The sequence below is a fragment of the Leucobacter sp. HNU genome (assembly GCF_047946755.1).
In the GTDB taxonomy this organism is placed as follows: domain Bacteria; phylum Actinomycetota; class Actinomycetes; order Actinomycetales; family Microbacteriaceae; genus Leucobacter.
This window is the reverse complement of record NZ_CP178837.1, coordinates 3,262,191-3,287,774: the sequence shown is the minus strand read 5'-3', so window position 1 is coordinate 3,287,774 and position 25,584 is coordinate 3,262,191. Positions and strand designations below refer to the sequence as shown.

The following is a 25,584-nucleotide window of genomic DNA, read 5'->3' as shown; positions in this document are numbered from 1 at the left end:
CGGTGGTGTTTGCGGCCTCGCTCACGCTGCCGTCTCCTCTCCGGTGGTCACGTGGAAGAGCCGGAACAGCACGTCCTCCACGGTGGTCTGCTCGGGGACGATCTCCCCGAAGGTCTGGCCGTCGGAGACCAGGTACGCGCGGTGGGCGAGCTCCATGATCTCCTCGTGCTCCGACGAGATCAGCAGCACGCCGATCCCCTCCGAGGCGAGCCTGGCGATGAGTTCGTAGATGGTCCGCTTGGCCCCGACGTCGACGCCGCGCGTCGGCTCGTCGAGGATGATGAGGCGCGGCCGGGCCGCGAGCGCCTTGCCGAGCAGCGCCTTCTGCTGGTTGCCGCCCGAGAACCACCCGACCGGCAGCTCGATGTCGGGCGGCCGGATCTCGAGCGATTCGGCGAGCTCCTGCGCGGTCCGCCGTTCGATCCCGCGCTCGACCACCCCGCCGCGTGCGCGCGCGGGAAGGCTCGCGAGCGCGATGTTCTCGCGCACCGAGCGCTGCAGCACGAGGCCGTCCTTGTGCCGGTCCTCCGAGACGAGCACCAGCCCGGCCTCGATGGAGTGCCGCGGGCTCCGCCCGGCCCAGTCCCGGCCGTCGAAACGGACCTCGCCGGCGAGGATCGCGTCGAGGCCGAACACCGCGCGGAGGCACTCGGTCCGGCCGCTGCCGACGAGCCCGAGCAGGCCGACGATCTCGCCGGGGCGCACGTCGAAGCTCATGCGCTCGACCCCGGTCCCGGTGCGCAGCCCGCGCACCGACAGGATCGGCTCGGCGGCGGCCGGCGCCGGCGGCCGCTCCGGGTAGGCCTGCTCCATCTCGCGGCCGAGCATCGAGGTGACGAGGTCGTGCTTCGACACCGCCGCCGCGTCGACCGTCTCGATCCGGCGGCCGTCGCGCATCACGGTGATGCGGTCGGCGACGCCGAGCACGGAGTCGAGGAAGTGCGAGACGTAGATCACGCAGCAGCCCCGGTCCCTGAGCATCCGCATCAGGTCCTCGAGCTGCGCCATCTCATGGGCCGTGAGCGAGGAGGTCGGCTCGTCCATCACGATGATGCGGGCGTCGCGGGCCAGGGCACGCAGGATCTCGACCTTCTGCTGGTCGGCGATCCGCAGATCGCGCACCTTCTCGCCCGGGTCGAGCCCGAAGCCCACCTGGGCGTCGAGCGCCGCGAAGCGCTCGGCCAGATTGCGCCGCTCGATGCCGAAGCGGTGCTCCTCCGCGCCGAGGAAGACGTTCTGGCCGACGGTGAGGTCGGGGACGAGCGCGAGCTCCTGGGCGATCATCGCGATCCCCCGCCGCTGCGCGATCCCCGGGTTCCACCGGTCGACCGGGGCGCCGTCGACCACGACGTCGCCCCGGTCGGCGGCGTAGACCCCCGCGATCACCTTTCCGAGGGTCGATTTGCCTGCGCCGTTCTCGCCGACGAACGCGTGGATCTCCCCGCCGCGCACCTCGAGCGAGACGTCGTCGAGCGCCTGGGTCGCCCCGAACCGCTTGTCGACGCCGCGGAGCTCGACGAGCACCGGGCCGGTCGCAGAATCCTGCATCGGACTAGCCGTTCCACTCGCCGGTGAAGTCCGGCATCGCATCGAGGTCCTTCTTGGTGGACATCGGCGGGAGCTTCACGAGCGTGTCCGCGTCCACGACGGCCTGGACCTTCTCGCCGCGGAGCTTGTTGATCAGTTGCTCGAGCGCGGCCTTGCCCATGCTCACCGGGTAGTTCAGGTAGTCGTTCGTCCACTTGCCGTCGCGGACCGCCTTGACGGCCTCGGTCGTCCCGCCGCCGCCCGTGAGGAAGATCTTGGACGGGTCGATGCCGGCGTTCTCGAGGGCGATCTGGGCGCCCATCGTCTGCTGGTCGGCGTTGCTCAGGATCCCGTTGATGTCTTTGTTGGCCTGCAGCAGGTTGGACACGGCGGTGAGCGACTTGTCGCGGTCGTAGGCGCCCTCGACGGTGCCCACGATCGTGATGTTGTCGTGGGCGCCGAGGACCTTCTTCCAAGCCTTGATGCGCGCGACGTCGAGCGGCGAGTTCAGCAGGCCGGCCAGCAGGCCGATCTTGCACGGGTCGATGTTCTTGCAGTACTCGACGACCGTCTCGGCCTGGCGCTCGGCGCCGGCCGAGGGCGGCGAGGCGACGGTCGCGACCACGCCCTCCGTCTGCGGCTCCATCTTGTCGATGTCGGGGCCGATGGGGTTCAGCACCGAGACCACGGGGATGTCGTTGCCGAGCGGGAACGCGGCGGCGAGGCCGGGGCCGTCCTGCGGCACGACGATCACGCCGCTCGCCTGGCCCGTCGTCCCGGCGTTCTGCAGCTGCGACAGCTGGGTGTTGGCGTCGAACTGGCCGTCCTGGATCTTGGTGGTGATCGTGATCCCGAGCTTCTTCTCGAGCTCCTTCGCCTCCTGCTGCACCCCCTCGTAGACGGCCTGGTTGTAGCCGTTCTGGGAGGAGGAGGCGAGGAAGACGACGGAGAACTTGTTCCCGCCGCCGCCCCCGCCGTCCGAACCGCCGTCCGAGCTGCAGGCGGCGAGCGAGACGCCGAGCGCGAGGACGCCGGCGCCGGCGATGATCCGTGAGAGGTGCGTCATTGCATTCTTCTTTCGTGAGGGGTCTGATGCGTTCAGATCTCGGTCTTGGAGACGCGGTGGTCGACCGCGTAGAGGCGGCCGACGCCGATGCGGGCATCGGCGAGGAGCGCCGACAGCTCGGGCGCGGTGCGCCCGCGGTTCGGATGGTCGAGCCATTCCTGGTAGGCGGCCTCGTCGGGCCACAGCGCGGTCACGATGATCTCGCCCGATCCGTCGACGGCCGAGGCGATCTCGGAGCCGAGAGCCCGGGTGAGGTCGAGCGATTCCTGCAGGATCGCCTCGCGGCGGTAGAGCTCCAGCACGGATACCGCCTGCTCGGGCGCGGTGTGCAGGGTCAGGACTGAGCGGATCATCAGGTCTCGTACTCCGTTGTGTCGATCGTGGTGTGCCGTTGCGCCGAGATCGCGGTCATCGGGATCCGCGGCGCTGCCATGAAACTAGCCCCACCCGTTCGGCGCATCGTGTGCAGATTGCACCTTGCGCCGGGAGCTTCGAGTGCAAAAGAATGAAACCGACCCGCGGTCTCGCCGAATTCCGGTGCGCTGCGGGCCGGCAACGGAGCAGCGCGCATGCGGATCGGGATCGGCGTCCACCACCGACGACTCGATGCGGTGTGCCTGCGGCGTGACGGGACGCTGACGACGCACTCGATCCCCCGCAGCAGCGAAGAGATCGACTCGGCGCTCGACCGTCTCCTCTCGGGCATCGGCGCCACGCACGATCCGGTACGCTCCATCGCCTTCGATCTGAGCGAGGTCCTCCGCCGCTCGGACCGGCTTCCGCTCACCGTGGTCCGCATCGCGCCGCGTCCGCCCATCGATCCCGGAGACGAGCCGAGGGTCGGCGAGGCCCCGATCCTGCACGTGCGCGGCGGGCACACGACCCTCGGCGAGGAGCTCGCGCCCTTCGACTCGGCCGGGTTCCGGGAGGCGTCGGCCCGCATCCCCGCCGGGTCCCGCGTCGTGATCACGAGCGCGGGGGCGCTCGTGAATCCCGGCCACGAGCTCGCGGCCGGCGAGATCCTGCTCGAGCATCCCGGCGCGCTGAGCGTCTCCTTCTCGCATGCCTTCAGCAGCAACTCATTCGCGACCCGCGAGCGGACCGCGCTGCTGAACAGCGCCCTGCTGCCCGACGCGGAGGCGCTCTCCACGGCGCTCGCGCTCGTCGCCGGCCGCCACCATCCCGATGCGCGGCTCTCGGTGACGCGGAACGACGGCGGCCGGGTCCCGCTGAGCCGCCTGGCCGACGCCCCCGTCCACTCCGCCTTCTCCGGCAGCCCGATCGAATTCATCGGCGCCGCGGCGCTCTGCGGCCTCGACGACGGCGACCTCGTGCTCGCCACCGGCGACGGCCTCCGTCTCGGGACCCTGCGCTTCGGCGCGGCCGTCGTCATTCCCCAGTTGCGGTGGGGCGGGGCCCGGCTCGCCACGCAGACGGCGCACCTCGTGCCCGCGAGCGAGATCCTGCTCAGCGGGCGCAGCCCGGTCCCGCGCGTCGTCCGCGCCGGCGGAACAGCGCTTCCCGGCTGGCTCGACGCGTCGGAGCTGCTCGAGACCGACCTCGACCTGCGCGCACTGGGCGCGGCCTGCGCTCCGCTGACCGACTGGGCCGTCGACATCGTCGGCGCGGGCAGCGCCGCCGAGATGGCGCACGAGCTGCAGGCCGCCGAAGCGCGGGTCCGCACCCGCCTTGCCGCCTTCGGTGCGCTGCCCTCGACGGTGCGGATCCTCGAATCCCGCTTCACCGCGACGACCTACGAGCACGCGCGGGTCGTCTCCGTGCGCGTGCACGGCGTCGCCGGGGAGCCCGCAGGCGCCCTGCTCGCCGAGGGGAGGGCGTCCCGTGCGGCTGAACGCTGAGGATGTGCGGCACCTGCGGACCGGCGCCCTGTTCCTCGCCTGCGCCGCCGATCCGGAGTGGTGCGACGAGCAGCAGGATCGGATCCTCACCCGGCTGTCCACCGGCCAGGACGGACCCGAGCTGCTCGGCGTCGAAGCGCTCCCGGACGACGCGCTCGTGGCCGCGATCGGCTTCGTCAACAACGGGTTGCCGCTGTCCGAGATCCGACCGGCCGGAGACGAGTTCGTGAGCAGCGTCCGGCTCCTCGAACGCGAACTGGGGCGGCGTATCGAGGGCCTGTTCCCGCTGGCGGCGGCCAACGTGAACTCGATGGTCCCGCTGCTCACGGGCATGCAGCTCGACCGCCCCGTGGTCGACGCCGACCCGATGGGTCGCGTGTTCCCCCTGCTCTACCAGTCGGTGTTCACGCTGGCCGGACTCCCGGCCGGGCCGCTCGCGGCGACCGGCCCCGTGGGCGAGTCGGCGGTGCTCCGCGTGCGGGAGCCGCGCCGAGCCGAGCGCCTCGTCCGGGCGCTCGCCGAGGAGTTCGGCGGCTGGTCGGCGACGGCGCTCTACCCGATGACCGCTGCCGAGCTCGCCCGGAGCGGGGTGCTCGGCAGCGTGTCCCGCATGATCCGTGTCGGCCGGATCCTCGAGTCGTCCCGCAGCACCCGCGAGAAGCACGAGCTGCTCCGCCGCACCGAGGGCGTGCGGCGCATCATCCGGGCGAGGGTCGCCGATGTCGCGGGGCTCTCCCGGCCGGCGCCGGCGGGCGAACCGGACCACCCGTCCAGCGTGGTCTTCATCGAGGAATCGCAGGGCCGATTCGTGCAGCTCGAGATCCAGAACGAGCTGCTGATGCTCATGGTCGACGGCACCGCGGAGGCCGTGATCCCCGACATCATCACGATGCTGCATCCCGAGGACGGGCGCGTGGCGAGCCTCGACGACCTGTGGGTCGGCAACACCCTCGACCTCGTCGTGCTGCCCGCCGCGCCCCAGTGGTACTCCCCGCGGGGCGCCGCCTCGCCGCCCCCGAAACCCTGCACGCGCTGCTGCCCGGCCGCGGAAGGAACCGACCATGACCCGAGCTTCCACCGGGGCCGTCGAGCTCCGCGACCTGATCGGCGCTCCGGGACTCGACGGCCTCGATGTGCTGCACCTCGCCGCCGAGCGCGGTCCGGTGCGCGATCTGGCGCTCGTCACCGACTTCGAGGACATCGGGGCCGTCGGCCCCGACACCGTGGTGCTGCTCTCGGCCGCGGGAGCGCGAGGCGGTTGGATGGTCTCCGCGGCCCTGCGGCACGCCTGGGAACGACGCGCCTGCGCACTCATCGTGCCCGAGCAGCCGTTCACCGCGTCGGTCGTGGATCTCGCCCGGCGCCTCGAGGTGTCGCTGCTCACCACGCGCGGGGACATGACCCGGCTCGCGATCGACGCGGCGATCCGGCTCGGCACCGCTCGAGCGGAGTCCGCGGCGCGGGTGCGCTCGTCCGCCGAGCGATTGGCCGGCGCCGCCGATCCCGCGCACGCGATCGCGCTGCTGTCGAGCGAGCTCGACGATGCCCGCGTCTGGGTCGAGTCCGCTGGCACACGGACGTTCAGCGCGGGTCCGGAGGCGCACGCCCTCGCTGCGGCCGAACCCGGTATCCGGGTCTCGGTAGCACTGTTTCCGCACGGCAGCGGGGCCCTCGGCGGCCGAGGCGGTTCCGACGGCCGCCCCGCGGGGACGTCCGAGCGGCTGATCGCAGAGGTCGCCCCCGCGGCGACGGCCTTCGCCGAGCAACTGCTCGCCGATGCCGCCCCGGTCGTGCGCGCACTGCTGCTCGAGCAGCGGCTCAAGGCGACCCGCGCATCGTTGCCCGTCATCGCGGTCACGGCGCTGACCGGGTCGGCACCGGTCGCGGCGTTCGATCCCCCGGACCCGTCGTTGGTCGACGCGGCGGGATTCCCGCTGCTCGAAGGCGAGTACCTCGCGGTCTGCCTCGTGTCGGAGGAGCCCGAGCGGCTGGGGGCGCTGGTCCACCAACTGTGGTTCCTCGCCTTCCCGGACCTGCCACTCGCGCGCTTCGACGGCGGCTGGTTCGGCTTTCTCCCCGCCGCCGACCGCGACCGTCTGGCCGACGCGCTGCGGCGGATCGAGCGAGGGTTCATCCGCGCAGCGGGCCTGCCCATCGCGGGCGGCTCCTCACGGGTGCACCGATCCCGCTCCGACACGCGGATCGCGGTCCACGAGGCCTGGCTCGCCGCGCGGGTCGCGGATCGCGGCGACGACGCCCGGGCTCGGAGCGGCGTCGCCCGGCCATTCCTCGCCTTCGAACGGATTCCCGCCCGGCTGCTCGCGCGCTTCGTGCCGGGCGACCTGGCGGCCCGCCTCGTCGAACTCCTGTTCCCACGGCTCGTCGCCGACCCGAATCGGGATCAACTGATCGACGCGGTGCTCGCGGTACTCGCCTGCCGCGGATCGGTGCAGGCGGCCGCGACCCGGCTCGGCCTGCACCGGAACACGGTGCAGGCCCGGTTGCAGCGCGCCGGCGAGCTCGGGATCGATCTCTCGGACCCCGAGCTGGTGCTCCCGGTGCACCTGCTGCTCAGCGCCGCACGGCGCACGGCGGGCGCACCGGAGCGCTCGGGAGTCTTCGAAGCCCCGGCGTGACCGAGGCCGTGCTCCGGCCTGCCTCAGCCGGCCAGGGCGCTCTCGATCGCGGCGCGCAGCGCCGGATCCTGCGGCTCGACGGCCGAGCGGAAGCGCACGATGCGCGGCTGCCCGCCGTTCGCCGGGTCGGGCCAGACCACGAACTTCTCGAAGTTCCAGCGCACGACCCCGCCGCGTCCCTCGCCGTCCTTGCCGCGGCGCAGCTCCTCGAACAGCGGGTGCCGCCCTCGGCCGTTCACCTTGCCCTTCTCGAGCAGCGGGAAGGTGACGCCGTAGTTGACCTGGCAGAACTCGGAGATCTCCGTCGAGGTGCCCGGCTCCTGACGCAGGAACTGGTTGCACGGCATGCCGACGACGGCGAGCCCGCGTTCGCCGAACTCTCGGTGCAGGTCTTCGAGCCCGCCGTACTGCGGGGTGAAGCCGCACTTGGAGGCGACGTTGACGACGAGGGCCGCTCCCGGCGCGAGATCGCCGAAACGGGTCTCGGAACCGGAGAGCAGGGTGACGGGGATCTCGCGGATGGATGCAGGACTCATGCTCCGACGCTACTCCGTCTCGGCCGCGGAGAGGCTGATCATCCAGGTGACCCCGAACCGGTCGCGCAGGTCCCCGAAGGTATCGCCCCACGGGGCCCGTTCGAACGGCATCCGCACCTCGGCCCCGTCGAGCAGCGCCTCCCAGATCGCCGTCAGGCGTTCGGCGTCGTCGCCGGAGACGCAGACCGAGGTGCCGCCGCCGGCGGACACCGGATCGTCGGCCATGGAATCGGGGAGGTCGGCGGCCATGAGCGTGAGCCCGTCGTCGGTCTCGAGCTGTCCGTGCATGACCTTGTCGCCTTCGTCGTCGCCGCCCATCATGCCGGGGATGGCACGGTAGTCCATGATGTTGAGCTCGCCGCCGAGCACGGACCGGTAGAACTCGAGCGCCTCGCGGGCGTTGCCGCGGAAGGAGAGATAGGGGTTCAGGCGAACGGACATGATGGCTCCTCAGAAGCTGGCGCGCCCCGGGTCCGCGGCGCTCTGGGGCCATTGTGCGCCTCGGATCCCACCACGGCAACCAGCTCGCGCGGATCGCTCCTTGCACCTCGGAACGGGAGCGTGCTAGCTTGTGCAATGTCACACACCATAGAGACTTCCCGGGACCGATCGGCACCCGGACCGCCCGAAAGGAACCGCTCGCCATGACCGAGAAGAAGCCCTGGCACGGCGTCATCGTCGCCACCGCCCTGCCCTTCAACGACGACCTGTCGGTCGACTACGACTCCTACGCGGAGCACGTCGCCTGGCTCGCCGAGAACGGCTGCGACGGCGTCGCACCGAACGGCTCGCTCGGCGAGTACCAGAACCTCAGCGACGTCGAGCGCGCGAAGGTCGTCGAGACCGCCGTGCAGGCCTCGCCCGAGGGCTTCACCGTCATGGCCGGCACCGGCGCCTACGGTGCGCTCCAGTCGGCGCACTGGGCCGAGCAGGCCGCGAACGCCGGTGCGAGCTGCGTCATGCAGCTCCCTCCGAACGTCTACCGCGCGAACCACGAGCAGGTGAAGCACCACTACGCCACCGTGGCCTCGGTCGGTCTGCCCGTCGTCGCCTACAACAACCCGATCGACACCAAGGTCGACCTCGTGCCGGAGCTCGTCGCCGAGATCCACGCCGCGGGCAACATGGTCGGCATCAAGGAGTTCTCGGGCGACCCGCGCCGCATCTACGAGATCACGGAGCTCGCCCCGACCCTCGACATCCTCATCGGCACCGACGACACGGTGCTCGAGGTCGGCCTCGCCGGCGCCGTCGGCTGGGTCTCGGGCTACCCGAACGCGATCCCGAAGAGCTGCATCGAGCTGTTCCAGCTCTGCACCTCGGGCAACGTCGAGGACCTGGTGCGCGGCCAGGAGATCTACCGCGACCTGCACTCGCTGCTGCGCTGGGACTCGAAGACCGAGTTCGTCGAGGCCATCAAGCTCTCGATGGACGTGCTCGGCCGCAAGGGCGGCGCCTGCCGTCCCCCGCGCCTGCCGCTCGCGCAGAGCGTCGCCGACCGGATCATCGCCGACACCCGGGCCGCCGTGGCCAAGGGCTACGACAAGTAGCCCGAACCGGTCCCGGTGCGGCGCGCATCACCGCACCGGGATCACCGCTCCCCTCCGCCCCGCAGCCCCACGAACTCGAGGAACCCCATGCGCACCTCGCACGTCTACCACGCCGTCGATTCCCATACCGAGGGCATGCCCACCCGCGTGATCACGGGCGGCGTCGGCGTCATCCCCGGCGCGACGATGGCCGAGCGCCGCACCTGGTTCATCGAGAACACCGACGAGCTGCGGCAGCTGCTCATGTTCGAGCCCCGCGGCCACGCCTCGATGAGCGGCGCGATCCTGCAGCCGCCCACCCGCGACGACTGCGACTGGGGCGTGCTCTACATCGAGGTGTCCGGCTTGCTGCCCATGTGCGGCCACGGCACCATCGGCGTCGCCACCGTGCTGGTCGAGACCGGCATGGTCGAGGTCACGGAGCCCGTCACGACGATCCGGCTCGACACCCCCGCGGGTCTCGTCATCGCAGAGGTCGCGGTGACCGACGGCCACGCCGACAGCGTCACCATCACCAACGTGCCGTCGTTCTCCGAGCGGCTGGACGCCAGCGTCGAGGTCCCCGGGCTCGGCACCGTCGCGTACGATCTCGCCTTCGGCGGCAACTTCTACGCGATCGTCGAGCTCGAGTCGCTCGGCATCGAGTGGCGCGAGGACCGGGCCAACACGGACGAGCTCCTCGCCGCGGGTCTCGCGATCATGGACGCCATCAACGCGGCGGACGAACCCGTGCACCCGGAGCGCGACGACATCCGCGGCTGCCACCACGTCTATCTGCAGGCCCCGGGATCGACCGCCGAGCGGTCGCGCCACGCGATGGCCATCTTCCCCGGCTGGTTCGACCGCTCCCCCTGCGGCACCGGCACGAGCGCCCGCATGGCGCAGTTGCACGCCCGCGGCGAGCTCGCCCTCGACACGGACTTCGTCAACGAGTCGTACATCGGCTCCCGCTTCGTCGGGCGCCTCGTCGCCGCGACCGAGGTCGCCGGCCGCCCGGCCGTGATCCCCACCGTCACCGGCCGCGCCTGGATCACGGGCACCGCCCAGTACATGCTCGACCCGAGCGATCCCTTCCCGAGGGGGTTCCTGCTGTGACCTCCCTCCCCTACTTCGACGCGGACGCGGTGCGCGCCGCGCTCCCCTACGACCGCGCCATGCGCGCGATCCGCGAGGGCCTGCTGAACGGCGTGGATCCCGAGTTCGACGGCCCGCGCCTGTTCAGCCCGGCGCCGGGCGGCGAGTTCCTGCTCATGCCCGCACAGGGCGCCGAGTACAGCGGCCTCAAGGCCTTGACCGTCGCGCCGGGCAACCCCGCGCGCGGCCTCGAGAAGATCCAGGGCCTCTACGTGCTCTACTCGTCCGACACACTGGCACCCGTCGCCGTGATGGAGGGGGCGAGCCTCACCGCGATCCGCACCCCGGCGGTCGCCCTCACCGCCGTACGCGCGCTGGCCGACGCGGCGCCGCTCGGCGCCGAGCTGCCCGCCGAGCCGCGCGTGCTCGTCTTCGGCGCCGGCGTGCAGGCCGCGAGCCACATCGAGGCGGCCCTCGCCGCGTTCCCCGGCGCGCAATTCGACGTCGTCGGCCGCCGCCCCGAGCGGGTCGCGGCGCTCCGCGAAGCGGTCGCTCCCATCGTGTTTCGCGATCGCACATCGGATCCGGAGGACGCGGTGCGCGAGGCCGACGTGATCCTGTGCGTCACCAGCGCGAGCGCGCCCCTCTTCGACGGCTCGCTCGTGCGCGACCACGCCGTCGTCGCGGCCGTCGGCACGCACGGGCGCGAGCTCCGCGAACTGGACGACGCCCTGGTCTCGCGCGCCGACATCGTGGTCGAGGGCCGGGCCTCCGCCCGCCGCGAGAACGGCAACCTGGCGACGGTGATCGACGACGAGGCCTGGGAGACGAGGCCCCCGGCGAACCTGCGCGATCTGGTCGCGGGAGGGGTCGTCCGCACCTCCGGTCGCCCCGCCGTCTACACGGGTGTCGGGATGTCGTGGGAGGATCTGATCTGCGCCTCCGTGGTGTTCGCCGAGGGCCGGCTCGCCAGGGAGAACTGAGGAGATCCCATGTCGACCGTCCCCGCCCGCGAACCGCGCGCCCGTCTCACGCCGCTCAAGCGTCCGCTGAACCTGCGCGAGACCGTGCTCGATCAGCTGCGCACGGCGATCATCACCGGCGAACTCGCCGAGGGTTCGCTGGTCTCGGCGCCCACGCTCGGCCAGGCGCTCGGCGTCTCGGCGACTCCCGTGCGCGAGGCGATGATGGATCTGGCGCGCGAGGGCCTCGTCGAGACGATCAAGAACAAGGGCTTCCGCGTCACCGCGATGAGCCAGTCGGATCTCGACGACCTCGCCGAGATCCGGTTGCTGGTCGAGCCGCCGTCGATGCACGGCGTCGTCGGGAACGTGCCCGATGCAGCGTTCGAAGAGCTGACGCGCCTCGCCGACTCCTGCCGTCGGGCGGCGGAGCGCGAGGACCTCGTCGAATACCTGCGCGACGACCGCGAATTCCACGCACTCGTGCTCTCGTTCACCGGCAACCCGCAGCTCGTCTCGCTCGCCACCTCGCTGCGCGTGCGCACCCGCATGTACGGCATCGCCACGCTCGCCCGTGACGGCCGCCTCGCCGAGAGCGCGGGCGAGCACCACCGCCTCATCGAGCTGCTGCGTGCGGGCGATGGCGCCGCAGCCGAACGCCTGATGCGCGAGCACATCGGCCACGCCCGCAAGTCCTGGGCGACGGGCGAGCTCGACCGCTCCGAGGCGCCGCCGGGATCCGGTGAGGACGGGAGCGCATGACCCGCCGCACCGCCGACGTCCTCGTCATCGGCTCCGGGATCATCGGGGCCGCCACCGCCTACTTCGCCGCCCGCGCGGGCCTCTCGGTCACCGTGCTCGAACGGGACCTGCCCGCGAGCGGCACCACCTCGCGCTGCGAGGGCAACATCCTCGTCTCCGACAAGGAACTCGGCCCCGAGCTGGCGCTCACCCGCTTCTCGCTCGACCTCTGGAAGGGCGAGCTCGCCGAGCACGGCCACCGCTGGGAGTTCGAGGCCAAGGGCGGCATCATCGTCGCCTCCCGCGAGAGCAGTCTCGCATCGCTCGAGCGCTTCTCGGCGTCGCAGCGCGACTTCGGCATCGTCGCCGAGCGGCTCGACGCCGCGGGGCTCCGCGAACTCGAGCCGCACGTCACCGACCGGGCGCTCGGCGCCGCGTTCTACCCCGAGGACAGCCAGGTGCAGCCGATCCTCGCGGCGACCGGTCTGCTGCGGCTGGCCCGCGACCTCGGCGCGCGCCTGGAGGTGCGCACCGCCGTCACCGGCTTCCTGCGCGACGGGGACCGCGTCACCGGCGTCCGCACCCCGCGCGGAGACTTCTCGGCCGCGCACGTCGTCAACGCCACCGGAACCTGGGCCGGCCAGCTCGCCGGGATGGCCGGGGTGAACGTGCCCGTGCGGCCGCGCCGCGGCTTCGTGCTGGTCACCGAACCGCTGCCGCCGATGGTGCACCACAAGGTCTACGCCGCCGAGTACGTCGACAACGTCGGCAGTTCCGACGCCGGCCTGCAGGCCTCGCCCGTGGTCGAGGGCACGCCGGCAGGCACGATCCTCATCGGGTCGAGCCGCGAGCGCGTCGGCTTCGACGGCGCGGTCAGCGCCGAAGCGCTGCGCACCATCGCCGGCAACGCGATCCAGCTCTTCCCGTTCCTCGAACGCACCCGGATCCTGCGGCACTACCACGGCTTCCGCCCGTACTGCCCCGATCACCTGCCGGTGATCGGCCCCGACCCCCGCGCACCCGGTCTCTGGCACGCCTGCGGCCACGAGGGCGCCGGCATCGGCCTCGCCGCGGGCACCGGCAAACTGCTGGCCCAGGCCATCGCCGGTGCCGCCCCCGAGCTGCCGCTCGCGCCGTTCCGGCCCGAGCGCTTCGACGAACCCGAGTTCCTGGCCGCGCATCCCGAGGCCGTACCCGCACCCGAGGAGGCGTCCGCATGAGCCCCGATCCCGGCGAGCGCGTGCGCGCGAGCTTCGACGGCGAGCCGATCGAGGCCGCACCGGGCGCGAGCGTCGCCGCCGCGCTCATCTCCACCGGTCGCACGGCCTGGCGCACGACCCGCGAAGGCAAGCCGCGTGGCCTCTTCTGCGGGATCGGCGTCTGCTTCGACTGCCTCGTCGAGATCGACGGGGAGTCGGGCCAGCGCGCGTGCATGATCCCACTGACGGAGGGCATGGAGGTGTGCTCGGCCGGCGGACCGCGCGGCGAGAGGGCCGAGGCGTCCGAGACCGAAGGCGGCGCGGCATGACCGCCCGGAGCACGGGCGCGGCGCCCGCGTTCGACGTCGCGATCGTCGGCGCCGGACCCGCGGGCCTCGCCGCGGCCGGCGCCGCGGTCGCGCGGGGTGCGCGCGTCGCGGTCGTCGACGCGGCCGAGCAGCCGGGCGGCCAGTTCTGGCGGCACCGTTCCGAGGCCGCGGGCGTACCCGACGACGGTGCGTTCCATCACGGGTGGCGCGAGTACCTCGCGCTGCGGGCCGCGTTCGACTCCGGTATCTCTTCCGGGGCCATCGCGTACTTCCCCGCGACGAGCGTGTGGATGGCGCGACGCATCGGCGGCGCCGGGGGCGGAGATCGCTTCGCACTCGAGCTCGCTCCGGCGCACGGCGCTGGATCCGCACCCGTGCCGTCGATCCGCGCATCGCGCCTCGTCCTGGCCACGGGCGGCTACGACCGACAACTGCCCGTGCCCGGCTGGGACCTGCCCGGTGTCATGGCGGCGGGCGGCGTCCAGGCCTTCGTGAAGCAGAACGGCATGCTGCCGGGACGACGCTTCGTGATCGCCGGAACCGGCCCGTTCCTGCTGCCCGTCGCCGCCAACATCGTGCAGGCCGGCGGCGCGGTCGCCGCGGTCTGCGAATCGGCGTCGCTCGCCGGCTGGCTGCCGCGCGCCCACCGCGCGGCGGGCGTACCCGCGAAGGCGGTCGAGGGAGCCGAGTACGCCTGGACGTTCCTGCGGCACCGCATCCCCTACCGGATCCGTACCGTGGTCACCGAGATCCTGGGCGAGAGCCGGGTCGAGGCGGTGCGCACGGCGCGCGTCTCGAGCGCGGGCGGCGTGGTGCCCGGATCCGAACGCGTGATCGACGGCGTCGACGGCGTCGGCCTCGGCTGGGGGTTCACCCCGCAGCTGGAGCTCCCCGTGCAGCTCGGCGCGTCGACCCGCATGGACGTCGACGGCTCGCTCGTCTGCGAGGTCGACGGGCACGGGCGATCCTCGGTGCCCGGGCTGTTCCTCGCGGGCGAACTCACGGGCGTCGGCGGGGCCGTGCTGGCCGTGCTCGAAGGCAGGATCGCCGGGCGGTCCGCCGGTGCCGAGGCGGTGTCCGGCACGGCCGGTCCGGTCGCGCCCGGGGAGCTGCGGGCGCTCGCGCGGCAGCGCGGGTTCGCGGAGGCGATGCATCGCGCGCACCCGGTTCCCGCGGGCTGGCAGGATCGCCTCGCCGAGTCGACCGTCGTGTGCCGCTGCGAGGAGGTCTCGGCGGGTGCCCTGCTCGAGGCCCGGTCGGAGCTCGCTGCCGAGGACCTGCGGACCGAGAAGGGCGTCACGCGCGCCGGCATGGGCTGGTGCCAGGGGCGGGTCTGCGGGTTCGCAGTGTCCTGTCTCAGCGGCGGCGACGCCCGGAGCTCGCTGAGCACCTCGGCGAAGCGTCCGGTCGCGCAGCCGCTCCCGCTGGGTGCGTTCCTCGACCTGGAGGAGTGACCCGGGGATCGCCCGTGCGCGGTGCACCCCCGCTTCGGGAGGAGATCCGCGCTCAGGAGGAGGATTCTCGACGAAACCTCCTCCTGAGCGCGGATCTCCTCCCGAACGCGACCGCACCGAACGCCGTCGGCGCGCCCTCAGGCTCCCAGATACGCCTCGATCACGCGCGGGTCGGCGGCCAGCTCGTCCGCCGGGCCCGACATGGTGACGCGGCCCGATTCGAGCACGTAGGCGCGGTCGGCGATCTTCAGCGCGGCACGGGCGTTCTGCTCGACGAGCAGGATCGTGGTGCCCTGCTTGTTGACCTCGGCGATGATCTCCATGACCTGCTTCACGATGAGCGGTGCGAGCCCCATCGACGGCTCGTCGAGGAGGAGCAGCTTCGGCCCGCCGACGAGCGCCCGACCGAGTGCGAGCATCTGCTGCTCTCCGCCCGAGAGGGTGCCGCCCTGCTGGGTGCGCCGCTCGGCCAGGCGCGGCATCAGCTCGTAGGCGTAGTCCGCGCGCTCCTGGATCAGCTTCTGGTCCTTCACGAGGTAGCCTCCGAGCAGCAGGTTCTCGTGCACCGTCATGGTCGAGAAGATCTTGCGCCCCTCGGGGATGTGCAGGAGCCCGGCGCCGACGATGTCCCACGGCTGGAGCTTCGTCAGATCCCTGTCGCCCCACGTCACCCGGCCGCTCTTCGCGCGGACGAGGCCCGAGAGCATCGACAGCGTCGACGTCTTGCCGGCGCCGTTGTTGCCGAGCAGGGCGACGATCTCGCCCTCCCCGACCTCGAACGACAGCGCGCGCAGCGCGTGCACCCGGTTGTAGTAGAGCTCGACGTCCTCGAGCACGAGCTTGCTCATTCGTCCTCCTCCGTTCCGAGGTATGCGGCGATCACGACGGGGTCGTTCTTCACCTGCGCGGGGGTGCCGTCGGCGATCTCCTTGCCGTAGTTCAGCACGACGATCCGTTCGGAGATCTCCATCACGAGACCCATGTCGTGCTCGATGAGCACGATGCCGACGCCGAGCGCGCGGATCTTGCGGATCAGCGCCATCAGCTCCTGCTTCTCGTTGTGGTTGAGGCCGGCGGCGGGCTCGTCGAGCAGGATCAGCTTCGGCTCCGTGGCGAGCGCCCGCGCGATCTCGACTCGGCGCTGCTCGCCGTAGGGCAGTTGGGTCACGAGCAGCTCGTCGTCGGCGCGGAACCCGACGAAGTCGAGCCAGCCCCGCGCATCCTCGGTGCATTTCGCCTCGCTGCGGCGGTACCGCGGCGTGTGCAGCATCGCGTCGAACACGTTCTGATGGAGCCGCGAGTGCATGCCCGTCTTCACGTTGTCGAGCACGGTCATCTCCTTGAAGAGCCGCACGTTCTGGAACGTGCGCGCCATGCCCAGTTGGGTGATGCGCGACGGCTTCCTGCGCGTGATCGGTTCGCCGTCGAAGACGACGGACCCCGCGTTCGGCCGGTAGAAGCCCGAGATGCAGTTGAACGCGCTCGTCTTGCCCGCGCCGTTCGGTCCGATGACCGAGACGATCTCGCCCTCGTGCACCGAGAAACTGAGCCCGTCGACGGCCTTGATGCCGCCGAACGAGACCGCCAGGTCGCGCACCTCGAGGATCACGGGGCCGCGGGCGCCGCCCGGGGCCGGATCCGTCGGGGCCGCGGCGGTTGCCTGGGTATCGCTCATCGCCGTCCCTCCTCTGCGTCGTCGTCGAGCTCGCCGACCACGCCGACGACCGCCGTGGGCGGCACCTGCGGGATCTGGCGCTTCTTCAGGAACGGCAGCACCGCGTTGGCCGGCCAGATCCCCTTGGGGCGGAAGATCATCGCGACCACCAGCAGCACGCCGAACAGCAGGTAGCGCCACTCGCTGAAATCGCGCAGGAACTCGGGGGCGAGCGACACGAAGAGCGCGCCGAGGATCACGCCGGGCGTCGATCCCATGCCGCCCAGCACGACCGCCATCAGCACGAGCGCGGAGTACAGGAACTCGAAGCTGTTGGGCGAGATGGCCGACAGGTGCGCGGCGAGCAGCGTGCCCGCGAATCCGCCCCAGACCGCGCCGATGATGTAGGCCATCAGCTTGGTCTTGTAGCCGTTGATGCCCATCGCCTCACTGACGTCCTCGTCGTCGCGCACCGATTTCCACGCGCGGCCGAGCTTGCCCTTGCCGAGGCGCGAGACGGCGACGACCGCGAGGCCGATGCCGACGAACAGCACGAAGTAGTAGAAGAGGATCTTCGAGTTGAAGGTGATCCCGCCGAGCACCAGCCCGTCGGAGAAGGACCAGCCGAAGAACGACCACGTCGGGATCCCGTGGATGCCGGACGGGCCGCCCGTGATGTCGAGGTTGTTGGCGGTGATGCGGATGATCTCGCCGAAGCCGAGCGTCACGATCGCGAGGTAGTCGCTGCGCAGGCGCAGCGTCGGGCCGCCGATCACGAGGCCGGCCACGATGCAGGCGAGCACCACGACCGGGAGCGTCTCGAGCATGCTCCACCCGAACGTCGTCGTGAGGATCCCGCTCGTGTAGGCGCCGACCGCCATGAACGCGATGAAGCCGAGGTCGAGCAGGCCGGCGTAGCCGACCACCACGTTGAGGCCCATCGCGAGCACGACGTAGATCATCGCCGACGTGAGGATCGAGATGAGGTACGGGCTGGCCGAGATGAACGGCAGCACGGCCGCCGCGATGAACAGCACGAGGGCGAGCACTTTCATGAAGCGCTCGGGGGCGAGGAGGCCCGAGACGGCCGGGGGCCGTTCCAGGAAGGGCTTCGGCGCTTCGAGGCGCCGCGTCGTCTTCGCCATGATTACACCCTCTCCACGACGCGCTCGCCGAGCAGGCCCGTCGGTTTGAACACGAGGAACAGGATCAGGAAGCCGAACGCGAACACGTCGCGCCATTCCCCGCCGAAGAAATTCGTGCCGAACGACTCGAGGAGGCCGAGGACGATGCCGCCGACCATCGCCCCGTAGAGGTTGCCGATGCCGCCGATCACGGCCGCGGTGAACGCCTTGAGCCCGATCACGAAGCCCATGAGGAAGTCGATCGAGCCGTAGTACGCCGCGGCCATCACGCCGGCCGCGCCCGCGAGCGCGGAACCGATGAAGAACGTGCGCGAGATGACCTTGTTGACGTTGACGCCCATGAGGAGCGCCGCGTTCTGATCGAGCGCGATCGCACGCATCGCGCGGCCCTCCCGCGAGTGCATCACGTAGCGCTGCAGCAGGAACATCAGCACGGCGGCCACGACCATCAGCACGATCTGCGGCATGGTGATGCGCGCGCCCAGGACCTCCATCTGCCCGCCGCCGAGGCGCACGGGGAAGACCAGCGGACTCGCGCCCCAGATCTGGCGCACCGCGTACTCGAGGGTGAAGGAGACGCCGACCGCGGTGATGAGCGCCGCGAGTCGCGGGCTCTTGCGCAGCGGCCGGTATGCGACGCGCTCGATGAGCACGCCCATGCCGCCGGTGAGCAGCATCGCGATGAGCAGCACGAGCAGCAGGATCGGGATCGACCCGACGCCGAACAGCCCCGTGACGCCGCCGAGCACCACGAAGGCGAAGAACGAGCCGAGCATGTACAGGTCGCCGTGCGCGAAGTTCAGCAGCTTGATGATGCCGTAGACCATGCTGTAGCCCAGGGCGACCAGGGCATAGAACGAGCCGACGAAGAGCCCGTTCCAGATGAGTTGGAACATGTGGTGCCTCTCAGAACCCGAGAGGGCGCGTGAGCGGATCCGCGTACGCCGGTGGAGCGAGCCCGCGAGTCGAAACCGAGGAGTCCTCGATTTCGACTCGCGAGCTCGATCGATCAGCGGGAATTCTGCGGGCCGTTCGAGCGCCCTGCTACTTCAGGTCGTCCTTCAGCACGAAGGCGCCGCCGGTGCCGGTCGGGGCCACGATCACGAAGCCGCCGCCCTCGCGCGATCCGTCGGATGCGAAGGTCAGGTTGCCCGTCAGCAGCGGGAAGTCCTTGAGGCCCTTCAGCGCGTCGACGACCTTCGTGTAGTCGGTGCCCTTCGCGTCGGTCATGGCCTGCGCCATCACCTTGACGGCCTCGTAGGTCTGGATCGAGTAGGGGCCGGGATCCTTGCCGCCGGAGACCTTCTTGTAGTCGGCGATCCACTTGTCGCCGTTCTCGAGCATGTCGGGCGTGCGCGTGAAGGTGCCGTAGACGTCCTTCATCGAGTCCGCGCCGGCGATCGCAGAGAGCTGGGCGTCGACCGAGCCGTCGCCCACGAGGATCGGGCCGGTGTACCCGGCGCCGCGGAGCTGGTTGATGAGCAGGCCGCCGGCCTGGTAGTAGCCGGTCCAGACGACGTAGTCGGGCTTGGAGGAGAGGATGCTGTTGACGTTCGCCGAGAAGTCCTTCTCCTTCGGGTTCACATGCTCCCGCTTGACGGTGAAGCCGTCGGCCTGCTTCTCGATCGAGTCGCCCAGGTCCTTCGGGTAGGCCTGGTTGTCGTCGACGATGACGACGGTCTTCGCATTCGCCTTCGTGATCCAGGTGACCGCGGCCTGCGCCTGCTGCGTGCCCGTGCCGTTGACGAGGAACGCGCCCTGGCCCACGAGCTCGTTCGAGTTCGCGGCGGGGATCACCATGGCGATCCCGGCATCCTTGAAGATCGGCAGGGTCGGCAGGGTCGCGCCGGAGCAGTATCCGCCGACGCTGCCCTTGACGCCCGCTGTGACGAGCTTCTGCGCGGCGGCGACCGCGGTGGTCGCATCGCAGGCGTCGTCCTCGCTGACGAGTTCGAGCTTGCGTCCGTCGACGCCGTCCTTGGCGTTGATCTCGTCGATGGCGAGCTGTGCGCCGTTCTTCATGTAATCGCCGAACGCGGCCTCGGACCCCGAGAACGGCGCGAGCATGCCCAGCTTGATGGCGCCCTTGTCGTCTCCGCCGCCGGAGCCGCCGCTGGCGAGGCCGCCCGAGCAGCCGGAGAGTGCGAGTGCCGCGCCTGCGGCGAGCGCCGTGGCAGCTGCCAGGCGGCGTGTGGAGGGGCGTGAGAACATCGGTGTTCCTTTCCGGTGATGCTTCGTCGAATCGTCGGATCGGTGCGGCTCCCGGTGGAGTCCGCCTCGACTACCAGTGCAATGGTACTGAGGGGTGGGGCATCCGGGAACCGCAAAAGGTCACAGTTCCGACACGCCGGTGCGCGTGTGCGCGCGCACCGGATCGGCGGTATGCGGATCCCCGGCGGTCTGCGGCGATTGGACGCATCGTTTTGTCGCGTGCACCGCAGAAATATGACATAGCCGGTTTGCACAGCCGAGCAGGCGGGCCCTCCCCCGTTCACCCCTCCCGGAGTCGAGCTCCCCCGGACGCACCGCTTCCCCATCGGGGGGGTGGGTGCAGTCATCCATGGGAAGCGCGGGTCTTCCCTGGACGACTGCGCCCTCGACGGCGGCGCGCGCGAGCCCCGCCCCTCGGGCTAGCCGATGAGGCTCGGCTGCAGGTCGCGCAGCGTACGGGAGCGCATCTGGCGTCCCACGCCCACCGCGGAGAGCAGCACCGCGGCCACGAGCACGAGCCCGAGCAGCAGCGCGTCGTTCACCGCGTGCGACAGGTTGCCGCCGTACATCACCTGCCGGATCCCGTCGACCGCGAACGACATCGGCAGATAGTGGTGCAGCGTCGCGAGCGGTTCCGGCAGCGTCTGCCAGGGGAATGTACCGCCGGCGGTGACGAGCTGCAGCACCATGAGCACGAGCCCCATGAACTGGCCGACGCTGCCCAGCCAGACGTTGAGCGCCAGGATGATGGCCGCGAAGGTGGCCGACGCGAGCGCCATCATGCCGTACACCGCCCACGGGTGCTCGGCGCGGAAGCCCAGCGTGCCCGTGACGATCGCGTAGAGCGCGGCCATCTGGATCGCACCCAGCAGCGCCGGCGTCGCCCAACCGGCGAGCGCGACGGGCAGCGGACCGCGGAGCGCGGTCATCGCCCGCCGCGACACGGGCTTGAGGATCAGGAAGAGCGCGTAGATGCCGATCCATGCGGCGAGGCTCACGAAGAACGGAGCGAGGCCGGCACCGTAGGTGCCCGCGGAGGTGACCTTGGAGGTCTGGACGTCGACCGGGTCGGAGATGTTCTGCGCCTGCTTCGCGCGCAGGGCGGCGTCGCTCGCGGGGATCTTCTCGATGCCCGCCGCGAGCCCCTGCCCGAGTGTGCCGATGCCGTTCTGCAGGGTCCCCAGACCGGTTTCGAGGGTGCCGAGTCCGCCGGTCAGCGTTCCGGCCCCGTCCGCGGCGGTGGCGATGCCGTTCGCCAGCTGCGGGGTGGCGTCGGCGAGCGTGCGCGCGCCGTCGGCCACCTGCTGGGATCCGGCCTGCAACTGGTCGAGCTGCGCGCTCGCGCCCTGCACCTTGGTGTTCGCCTGGCGCAGCGCGGAGCCGGCCTGGTCGAGGCGGCCCGCGACCCGGTCGATGGCGGCCTGGTCGAGGCCGGCCTTCTTGAGCTCGTCGATGATCGCCTGACGGTCCCCCGCCAGCCGGTCCACCGCCTGCTGGCTGCCGCCCGCGACCTCGCGGCCGATCCGGGCGATCTCGGCGTCGGCCCCGGCGACCTTCGCCGCACCGTTCGCGAGCTGCTCGGTCTGGGCGGGCAGCGAAGCGGTTCCCGTGCGCAGCTGCTCGAGTCCGGCGGCGAGCTTGCCCGCACCGTCCTTCGCGCTCTTCGCGCCGTCCTTCGCGGAACCGGCGCCTGCACCGAGCTTGACGGTGCCGTCGTGCGCCTCGCCCAGCGACGTGCGCACCTGAGCGAGCCCGTCGAGGAACTGCTTCGCGGCCTCCTGGTTGACGGACTTCACGATCTGCTGGCGGATCTGCTTGACCGCCTGCTCCCCGATGGTCGAGGCGAGGTAGCTGTTGGCATCGTTCGTGGTGAGCAGCACCTCGGCCCGATGCGGATCGGTCCCGCGCGACGATTCGAGCGCCGCGGTGAAGTCCTTCGGGATCGTCACCGAGAAGTCGTACTCTCCCGCGCCGACGCCGCGCTTCGCCTCCTTCGCGCTCACGCGGTTCCAGTCGAAGCTGCCGTCGTCGATGAGCTGCTTCGCGACCTCGTCGCCGACGTTGCGCCTCGTATCGCCGTGCTGCACGCCCTCGTCGGCGACGACCAGGGCGACGGGCACCTGATCCAGCTTCGCGTAGGGATCCTGGTTGGCCCAGAGGTAGAGCCCGCCGTAGAGCAGCGGGACGCACATGAGCGCCACGAAGGCGAGGCGCGCCATCTTGGTCGCCCACAGGCGGGCGAACTCCGAGCGGATCATCTGCAGGATCTTCACGCGCCGGCTCCCGTTCCGTGCTCTTCGGCGTCTGCCGCTCGGGCGTCGGGGTCGATCGGGTCGGCCGCATCGGCGGGGTCCGCCGCGAGCGCCGCGGCGATGCTCGCCGCGTGCTCGGCCCGCAGCGGCGTCACCTCGCCCGTCCCCCACCCGTCGGGGTGCGCCTCGATCGCGGCACGAGCCGCGAGGCCCGCGATCACGAGCACCGCGGTGCCGCGCTCGGCGATCTCGCACGCGATGCGCCACCACTCATCGGGGTCGCCGCCGTGCCGGTCGGGCGAGACGATCACGAGCGCCTCGACGTCGGGGCGCAGCAGGGCGAGCTCGCTCAGCGCGCGCACGCGCGCGCCGGGCGCGAGATCCGCCATGATCGTGCGCTCCTCGTCGCGGAGCCCGAGCCGGTCGAGTTCGCGGCGCACCGCGAGCATTCCACGGCGCTGACCGGCGAACATCAGCTCCTCGGCGACGACTTCGCACAGTCGGACATCGCCGTGCGGTTCGCTCACGTCGGGTGCGTCCACGAGCGCGGTGCGGCGCCGCAGCGCGCGCCGGTCGGGTTCGCCGTCGAGGAGCACCGTTCCGGTGTCGGGCTTCATGCGACCGGTGGCGATGAGCCCCAGCACGGTCGGCCGCTGAGCCGTCTCCGCCTCGACGAACACGGCACGGCCGCTCTCGACGGTCAGCGAGGTCTGCGGCAGCGCTCGGCCGCCCGGCCCCTTGGTGACGGCCTCGACTTCGATCCTCACCGTGTTCCTTCCTCGCAGCGGCCGCGCGGGTTCGATCCCCGGAGCGAGCACCGGAGCATTCTCCCACGGTGAATGCTGAGCGCACGCCCGGCCGGGGCGTTCCCCACCGCTCAGACCCGCCTGCCGGGCCGGGTCCGTTCGATGGTCCGGTCGTTCTCGTCCTCGGCGTCGGGCTCAGCGCTCGGCGCGGTCCCGCGCTCCGCCGCGTCGACCAGCACGACCGTGATGTTGTCGCGGCCGCCGGCCGCGCAGGCGCGGCGCACCAGCTCGTCGGCCGCGGATCCGGCGTCTGCGGTCGTCGTGAGCACAGCGCACAGCTCGTCGTCGTCCACCTCCGTCGTCAGGCCGTCGGAGCAGATCAGCATCCGTGTCCCCGGCTCGATGGGCACGAGCCAGGCGTCGTGCCGGGAGTCGAGCGAGCCGAGCGCCCGGGTGATCACGTTGCGCGATACGCGCTCGGCATCGGCGCTGCCCTCCGCGCGCAGTTCCTCCTGCAACGAGTGATCCCGGGTCACCTGCACGAGCTCCGATCCGCGGTGGAGATACACGCGGGAGTCCCCGATGTTGAGCACGTACCAGTGGGGCGCGCCCTCGACCGAGGTGCGGATCGCCCCGGTGAGCGTGCAGCCGGCCCCCGCTCGGACTGGGCGGAGAGCCCGGCGACCGCGGCGCGAGCGCTGTCGATCGCACCTTCGATCTGCGTGATCGGCACCCCTCGGGTGCCGCCTCGAACCGCCCCGAGAACACGTCGATCGCGGCGCGGCTGGCGCGATCGCCCGCGTCGTGGCCGCCCATGCCGTCGGCGACCAGGAACACCGGATCCCTGGCGAGCAGCGAATCCTCGTTCACCGCGCGGCGCAAGCCGGGGTGGGTCAGGGCTGCGGCCTCCAGTCCGATCACGCGTCACCGTTGCGGATCAGCCGCACCTCGAGCGTTCCGATCACCATCCGCTCGGTCGCGAGCACCTCCGAGTGCGGGGTCACGTCCTCCTCGGTATCGTCGTCGAACAGCAGCACCAGGCCGTTGGTCGAGCCGAGATCCTCGATCGACCACATGTCGCCGTCGTAGCGCAGGCGCGCGTGCGACTTCGAGAGCGTCCGCGTCGGATCGGGGATCGTGAGCAGCGCCATGCCCTCTGGCCCGCGCGGCTTTCGGCCGATGATGATCTCCTCGTCGCGCAGCGGCAGACGCTCGCCGTCCGGAAGCTCGAGCACCCAGTCGATCCGGGGACGACGGGCGACGACGACGGTGCGATCCAGCTCATCGTCGGTGCGCTCGACCTCCGCGGGCATCGCCTGCGGTTCGGCGCCGGCCGCTTCGGTCGTCGGCTCGGCCTTGCGGACCTTGCGGGTGGTATAGGCGGCCTCTGAGTCCGTGTGCACCACGGCCGGGTCGAGCGCCGGGTCGGCCGCGGGCGCGACCGGGACGGGAACCGGGATCGGAGGGGCGCTGACGGTCGGGGGCACCGGCGCGGGAGCGGCTGCCGGAACCGGCGGAACGGGCGACGCAGCCGGCGGAACGGGCGGCGCAGTCGGCGGAACGGGCGGCGCAGCCGGCGACTCGACGCGCGGCTCGGCAGGTGCCGGCTCGGACGCTGCGGGCGCGGAGCCCGGCCAGGAGAACGGCTGCGGCGGCGCCTGCGGTTCGAGGCGGGATGCCGGCGGTGCCTGGAGCCCCTCGGCCGCGAGTCGTGCGTACTCGCGTTCGGTGTCGCTGCCGAGCGGCCCATCGAGCTGGGGGGCGGCCTCGGGAGCGGCGTGGCGCGGCACCGGCGCGGCCTCGGGATCGGCGGGCTGCTGCGCCTCGGCGAGGAGCGCATCGAAGCCGGACGGAGCCGGGGCGGACTGCGGCACGGACTGCGGCGCCGGGGGCGACCACGGCTCCTGGGCGGCGGGCGCGGGCTGCGCGGCGACCGGAGGCTGCGGCGGCGCGAAGGACTGCTGGGGAGCCGGCTGCGGCGCGAACTGCGGCGTCACGGGCTGCGCGGGAGCCTGCGGAGCACCGAACTGCTGGTGTGCGGGCTGCGGGGCGAAACCGGTGGGCTGCTGGGTGGGCTGGGGCGCGAACCCGCCGGCCTGCGGCGCGAATCCGCCGGACTGCGGACCGGCGGGCGCGAAGTCGGGGAGCCCGGAGGACTGACGCATCACGCCGCCTCCCGAACGCGCCATGTGCCCGTTCAGCAGGGTCGCCCAGAGCGCGGGGATGAACGCCCCGGCGACGGTGTAGCCGACGCTGCCCCGCGCTTCGGTGGTGAGGCGGTGGTAGGCGATGAGGCGCACGATGTAGCCGACGATCGCGAGGCCGGGCACGAGGAACGCGAGGACCAGCCACCCGGGCAGGTCAGCGCGCTGCAGCAGGCGCCAGTCGTTCCAGACCGGGATCCAGCCGTGCGAGGACGGCAGGTCGAGCTTGGGGAACAGGCGCGAGAGCGCGGCGAGGTACCAGATGTAGAGTCCGAGCGCGATCAGACCGGACACCCCGATCATGGCGATCAGATCCCATGCCGCAACATTCCCCATCTCGCGAACTCCTCTGCATGTTCCCCGCAAGCGCCGATACGCTGCCGATTCTTCCCTACCCGCAGCCTGGCGGCAAACCTTGCCGCAGAATATCGCGGAATTC

At 71.6% G+C, this 25,584-nt stretch carries 23 protein-coding genes and 1 pseudogene; 10 read left to right on the top strand and 14 right to left on the bottom strand.

Features of this window, described 5'->3' with window-relative positions; all coding sequences use genetic code 11:
• Positions 1 to 21: 21 nt before the first annotated feature.
• Genes AB3K78_RS16085 through AB3K78_RS16075 form a run of 3 tightly spaced genes read right to left on the bottom strand, consistent with a single transcriptional unit; the run spans position 22 to position 2,946 of the window.
• Positions 22 to 1,548, bottom strand: coding sequence for a sugar ABC transporter ATP-binding protein (locus AB3K78_RS16085; RefSeq protein WP_416444925.1), 1,527 nt, complete (start codon positions 1,546 to 1,548; stop codon positions 22 to 24).
• A gap of 4 nt (positions 1,549 to 1,552) precedes the next feature.
• Positions 1,553 to 2,593 (bottom strand): sugar ABC transporter substrate-binding protein, encoded by a 1,041-nt coding sequence (locus AB3K78_RS16080; RefSeq protein WP_416444924.1) that lies wholly within the window; start codon positions 2,591 to 2,593, stop codon positions 1,553 to 1,555.
• A gap of 32 nt (positions 2,594 to 2,625) precedes the next feature.
• Complete coding sequence (locus AB3K78_RS16075; RefSeq protein ID WP_416444923.1) at positions 2,626 to 2,946, bottom strand: hypothetical protein; 321 nt, start codon at positions 2,944 to 2,946, stop codon at positions 2,626 to 2,628.
• A 216-nt stretch (positions 2,947 to 3,162) separates the two neighbouring features.
• Here AB3K78_RS16075 and AB3K78_RS16070 point away from each other — a divergent pair, with 216 nt between their 5' ends.
• The 3 genes and pseudogenes from AB3K78_RS16070 to AB3K78_RS16060 all read left to right on the top strand — a co-directional run bounded on the left by AB3K78_RS16070 (position 3,163) and on the right by AB3K78_RS16060 (position 7,088).
• On the top strand, positions 3,163 to 4,452 hold the full coding sequence (locus tag AB3K78_RS16070; RefSeq protein WP_416444922.1) for a hypothetical protein: 1,290 nt from the start codon (positions 3,163 to 3,165) through the stop codon (positions 4,450 to 4,452).
• Positions 4,436 to 5,398, top strand: a pseudogene (locus AB3K78_RS16065) (DUF917 domain-containing protein); the annotation flags it as partial. The gene AB3K78_RS16070 and the pseudogene AB3K78_RS16065, both read left to right, overlap by 17 nt.
• A 115-nt stretch (positions 5,399 to 5,513) precedes the next feature.
• On the top strand, positions 5,514 to 7,088 hold the full coding sequence (locus AB3K78_RS16060) for a PucR family transcriptional regulator (RefSeq protein ID WP_416444921.1): 1,575 nt from the start codon (positions 5,514 to 5,516) through the stop codon (positions 7,086 to 7,088).
• 23 nt (positions 7,089 to 7,111) lie between these two features.
• Here AB3K78_RS16060 and AB3K78_RS16055 read toward each other — a convergent pair whose 3' ends face one another.
• Both AB3K78_RS16055 and AB3K78_RS16050 read right to left on the bottom strand, forming a co-directional pair.
• Entirely contained in the window at positions 7,112 to 7,624 is a 513-nt protein-coding gene (locus AB3K78_RS16055; RefSeq protein ID WP_416444920.1) for a glutathione peroxidase, read from the bottom strand.
• A 9-nt stretch (positions 7,625 to 7,633) separates the two neighbouring features.
• Positions 7,634 to 8,065 carry a VOC family protein gene (locus tag AB3K78_RS16050; RefSeq protein WP_416444919.1) on the bottom strand — a complete coding sequence of 144 codons (432 nt, stop codon included), beginning with the start codon at positions 8,063 to 8,065 and terminating at the stop codon, positions 7,634 to 7,636.
• Between the two features lie 203 nt (positions 8,066 to 8,268).
• On the opposite strand from AB3K78_RS16050, the gene AB3K78_RS16045 reads away from it, so the two are divergent.
• From AB3K78_RS16045 to AB3K78_RS16015, 7 genes are all read left to right on the top strand, one after another.
• On the top strand, positions 8,269 to 9,174 hold the full coding sequence (locus AB3K78_RS16045; protein ID WP_416444918.1) for a dihydrodipicolinate synthase family protein: 906 nt from the start codon (positions 8,269 to 8,271) through the stop codon (positions 9,172 to 9,174).
• An 87-nt stretch (positions 9,175 to 9,261) separates the two neighbouring features.
• Entirely contained in the window at positions 9,262 to 10,269 is a 1,008-nt protein-coding gene (locus tag AB3K78_RS16040; protein WP_416444917.1) for a proline racemase family protein, read from the top strand.
• Complete coding sequence (locus tag AB3K78_RS16035) at positions 10,266 to 11,231, top strand: ornithine cyclodeaminase family protein (protein WP_416444916.1); 966 nt, start codon at positions 10,266 to 10,268, stop codon at positions 11,229 to 11,231. Before AB3K78_RS16040 ends, AB3K78_RS16035 begins: the two co-directional genes overlap by 4 nt.
• 9 nt (positions 11,232 to 11,240) lie before the next feature.
• On the top strand, positions 11,241 to 11,972 hold the full coding sequence (locus AB3K78_RS16030) for a GntR family transcriptional regulator (RefSeq protein WP_416444914.1): 732 nt from the start codon (positions 11,241 to 11,243) through the stop codon (positions 11,970 to 11,972).
• The gene (locus AB3K78_RS16025) at positions 11,969 to 13,171 is read left to right on the top strand and encodes an NAD(P)/FAD-dependent oxidoreductase (RefSeq protein WP_416444912.1); all 1,203 of its coding nucleotides are present in this window, start codon (positions 11,969 to 11,971) and stop codon (positions 13,169 to 13,171) included. Before AB3K78_RS16030 ends, AB3K78_RS16025 begins: the two co-directional genes overlap by 4 nt.
• Complete coding sequence (locus AB3K78_RS16020; RefSeq protein WP_416444910.1) at positions 13,168 to 13,479, top strand: (2Fe-2S)-binding protein; 312 nt, start codon at positions 13,168 to 13,170, stop codon at positions 13,477 to 13,479. Before AB3K78_RS16025 ends, AB3K78_RS16020 begins: the two co-directional genes overlap by 4 nt.
• Positions 13,476 to 14,933 carry an FAD-dependent oxidoreductase gene (locus AB3K78_RS16015; protein WP_416444908.1) on the top strand — a complete coding sequence of 486 codons (1,458 nt, stop codon included), beginning with the start codon at positions 13,476 to 13,478 and terminating at the stop codon, positions 14,931 to 14,933. Before AB3K78_RS16020 ends, AB3K78_RS16015 begins: the two co-directional genes overlap by 4 nt.
• Before the next feature lie 137 nt (positions 14,934 to 15,070).
• On the opposite strand, the gene AB3K78_RS16010 is transcribed toward AB3K78_RS16015, so the two are convergent.
• From AB3K78_RS16010 to AB3K78_RS15970, 9 genes are all read right to left on the bottom strand, one after another.
• Positions 15,071 to 15,781 carry an ABC transporter ATP-binding protein gene (locus AB3K78_RS16010; RefSeq protein WP_416444906.1) on the bottom strand — a complete coding sequence of 237 codons (711 nt, stop codon included), beginning with the start codon at positions 15,779 to 15,781 and terminating at the stop codon, positions 15,071 to 15,073.
• Positions 15,778 to 16,608 carry an ABC transporter ATP-binding protein gene (locus tag AB3K78_RS16005; RefSeq protein ID WP_416444904.1) on the bottom strand — a complete coding sequence of 277 codons (831 nt, stop codon included), beginning with the start codon at positions 16,606 to 16,608 and terminating at the stop codon, positions 15,778 to 15,780. The genes AB3K78_RS16010 and AB3K78_RS16005 overlap by 4 nt, the downstream gene beginning before the upstream one ends.
• Positions 16,605 to 17,732: an ABC transporter permease subunit gene (locus AB3K78_RS16000; protein WP_416444902.1), complete on the bottom strand. Its 1,128-nt coding sequence runs from the start codon at positions 17,730 to 17,732 to the stop codon at positions 16,605 to 16,607. The genes AB3K78_RS16005 and AB3K78_RS16000 overlap by 4 nt, the downstream gene beginning before the upstream one ends.
• 2 nt (positions 17,733 to 17,734) lie before the next feature.
• A complete protein-coding gene (locus AB3K78_RS15995; protein WP_416444900.1) occupies positions 17,735 to 18,628 on the bottom strand; it encodes a branched-chain amino acid ABC transporter permease in 894 nt (297 codons plus the stop codon).
• Between the two features lie 148 nt (positions 18,629 to 18,776).
• Positions 18,777 to 19,943, bottom strand: coding sequence for a branched-chain amino acid ABC transporter substrate-binding protein (locus tag AB3K78_RS15990; RefSeq protein ID WP_416444898.1), 1,167 nt, complete (start codon positions 19,941 to 19,943; stop codon positions 18,777 to 18,779).
• A gap of 419 nt (positions 19,944 to 20,362) precedes the next feature.
• The gene (locus AB3K78_RS15985) at positions 20,363 to 22,216 is read right to left on the bottom strand and encodes a YhgE/Pip family protein (RefSeq protein WP_416444896.1); all 1,854 of its coding nucleotides are present in this window, start codon (positions 22,214 to 22,216) and stop codon (positions 20,363 to 20,365) included.
• Complete coding sequence (locus AB3K78_RS15980) at positions 22,213 to 22,962, bottom strand: hypothetical protein (protein ID WP_416444894.1); 750 nt, start codon at positions 22,960 to 22,962, stop codon at positions 22,213 to 22,215. The genes AB3K78_RS15985 and AB3K78_RS15980 overlap by 4 nt, the downstream gene beginning before the upstream one ends.
• Positions 22,963 to 23,072: 110 nt before the next feature.
• Positions 23,073 to 23,570 carry a PP2C family protein-serine/threonine phosphatase gene (locus AB3K78_RS15975; protein WP_416447385.1) on the bottom strand — a complete coding sequence of 166 codons (498 nt, stop codon included), beginning with the start codon at positions 23,568 to 23,570 and terminating at the stop codon, positions 23,073 to 23,075.
• 288 nt (positions 23,571 to 23,858) lie between these two features.
• Positions 23,859 to 25,481, bottom strand: a complete 1,623-nt coding sequence (locus AB3K78_RS15970) for an FHA domain-containing protein (protein ID WP_416444892.1) — start codon at positions 25,479 to 25,481, stop codon at positions 23,859 to 23,861.
• Between the last annotated feature and the right edge of the window lie 103 nt (positions 25,482 to 25,584).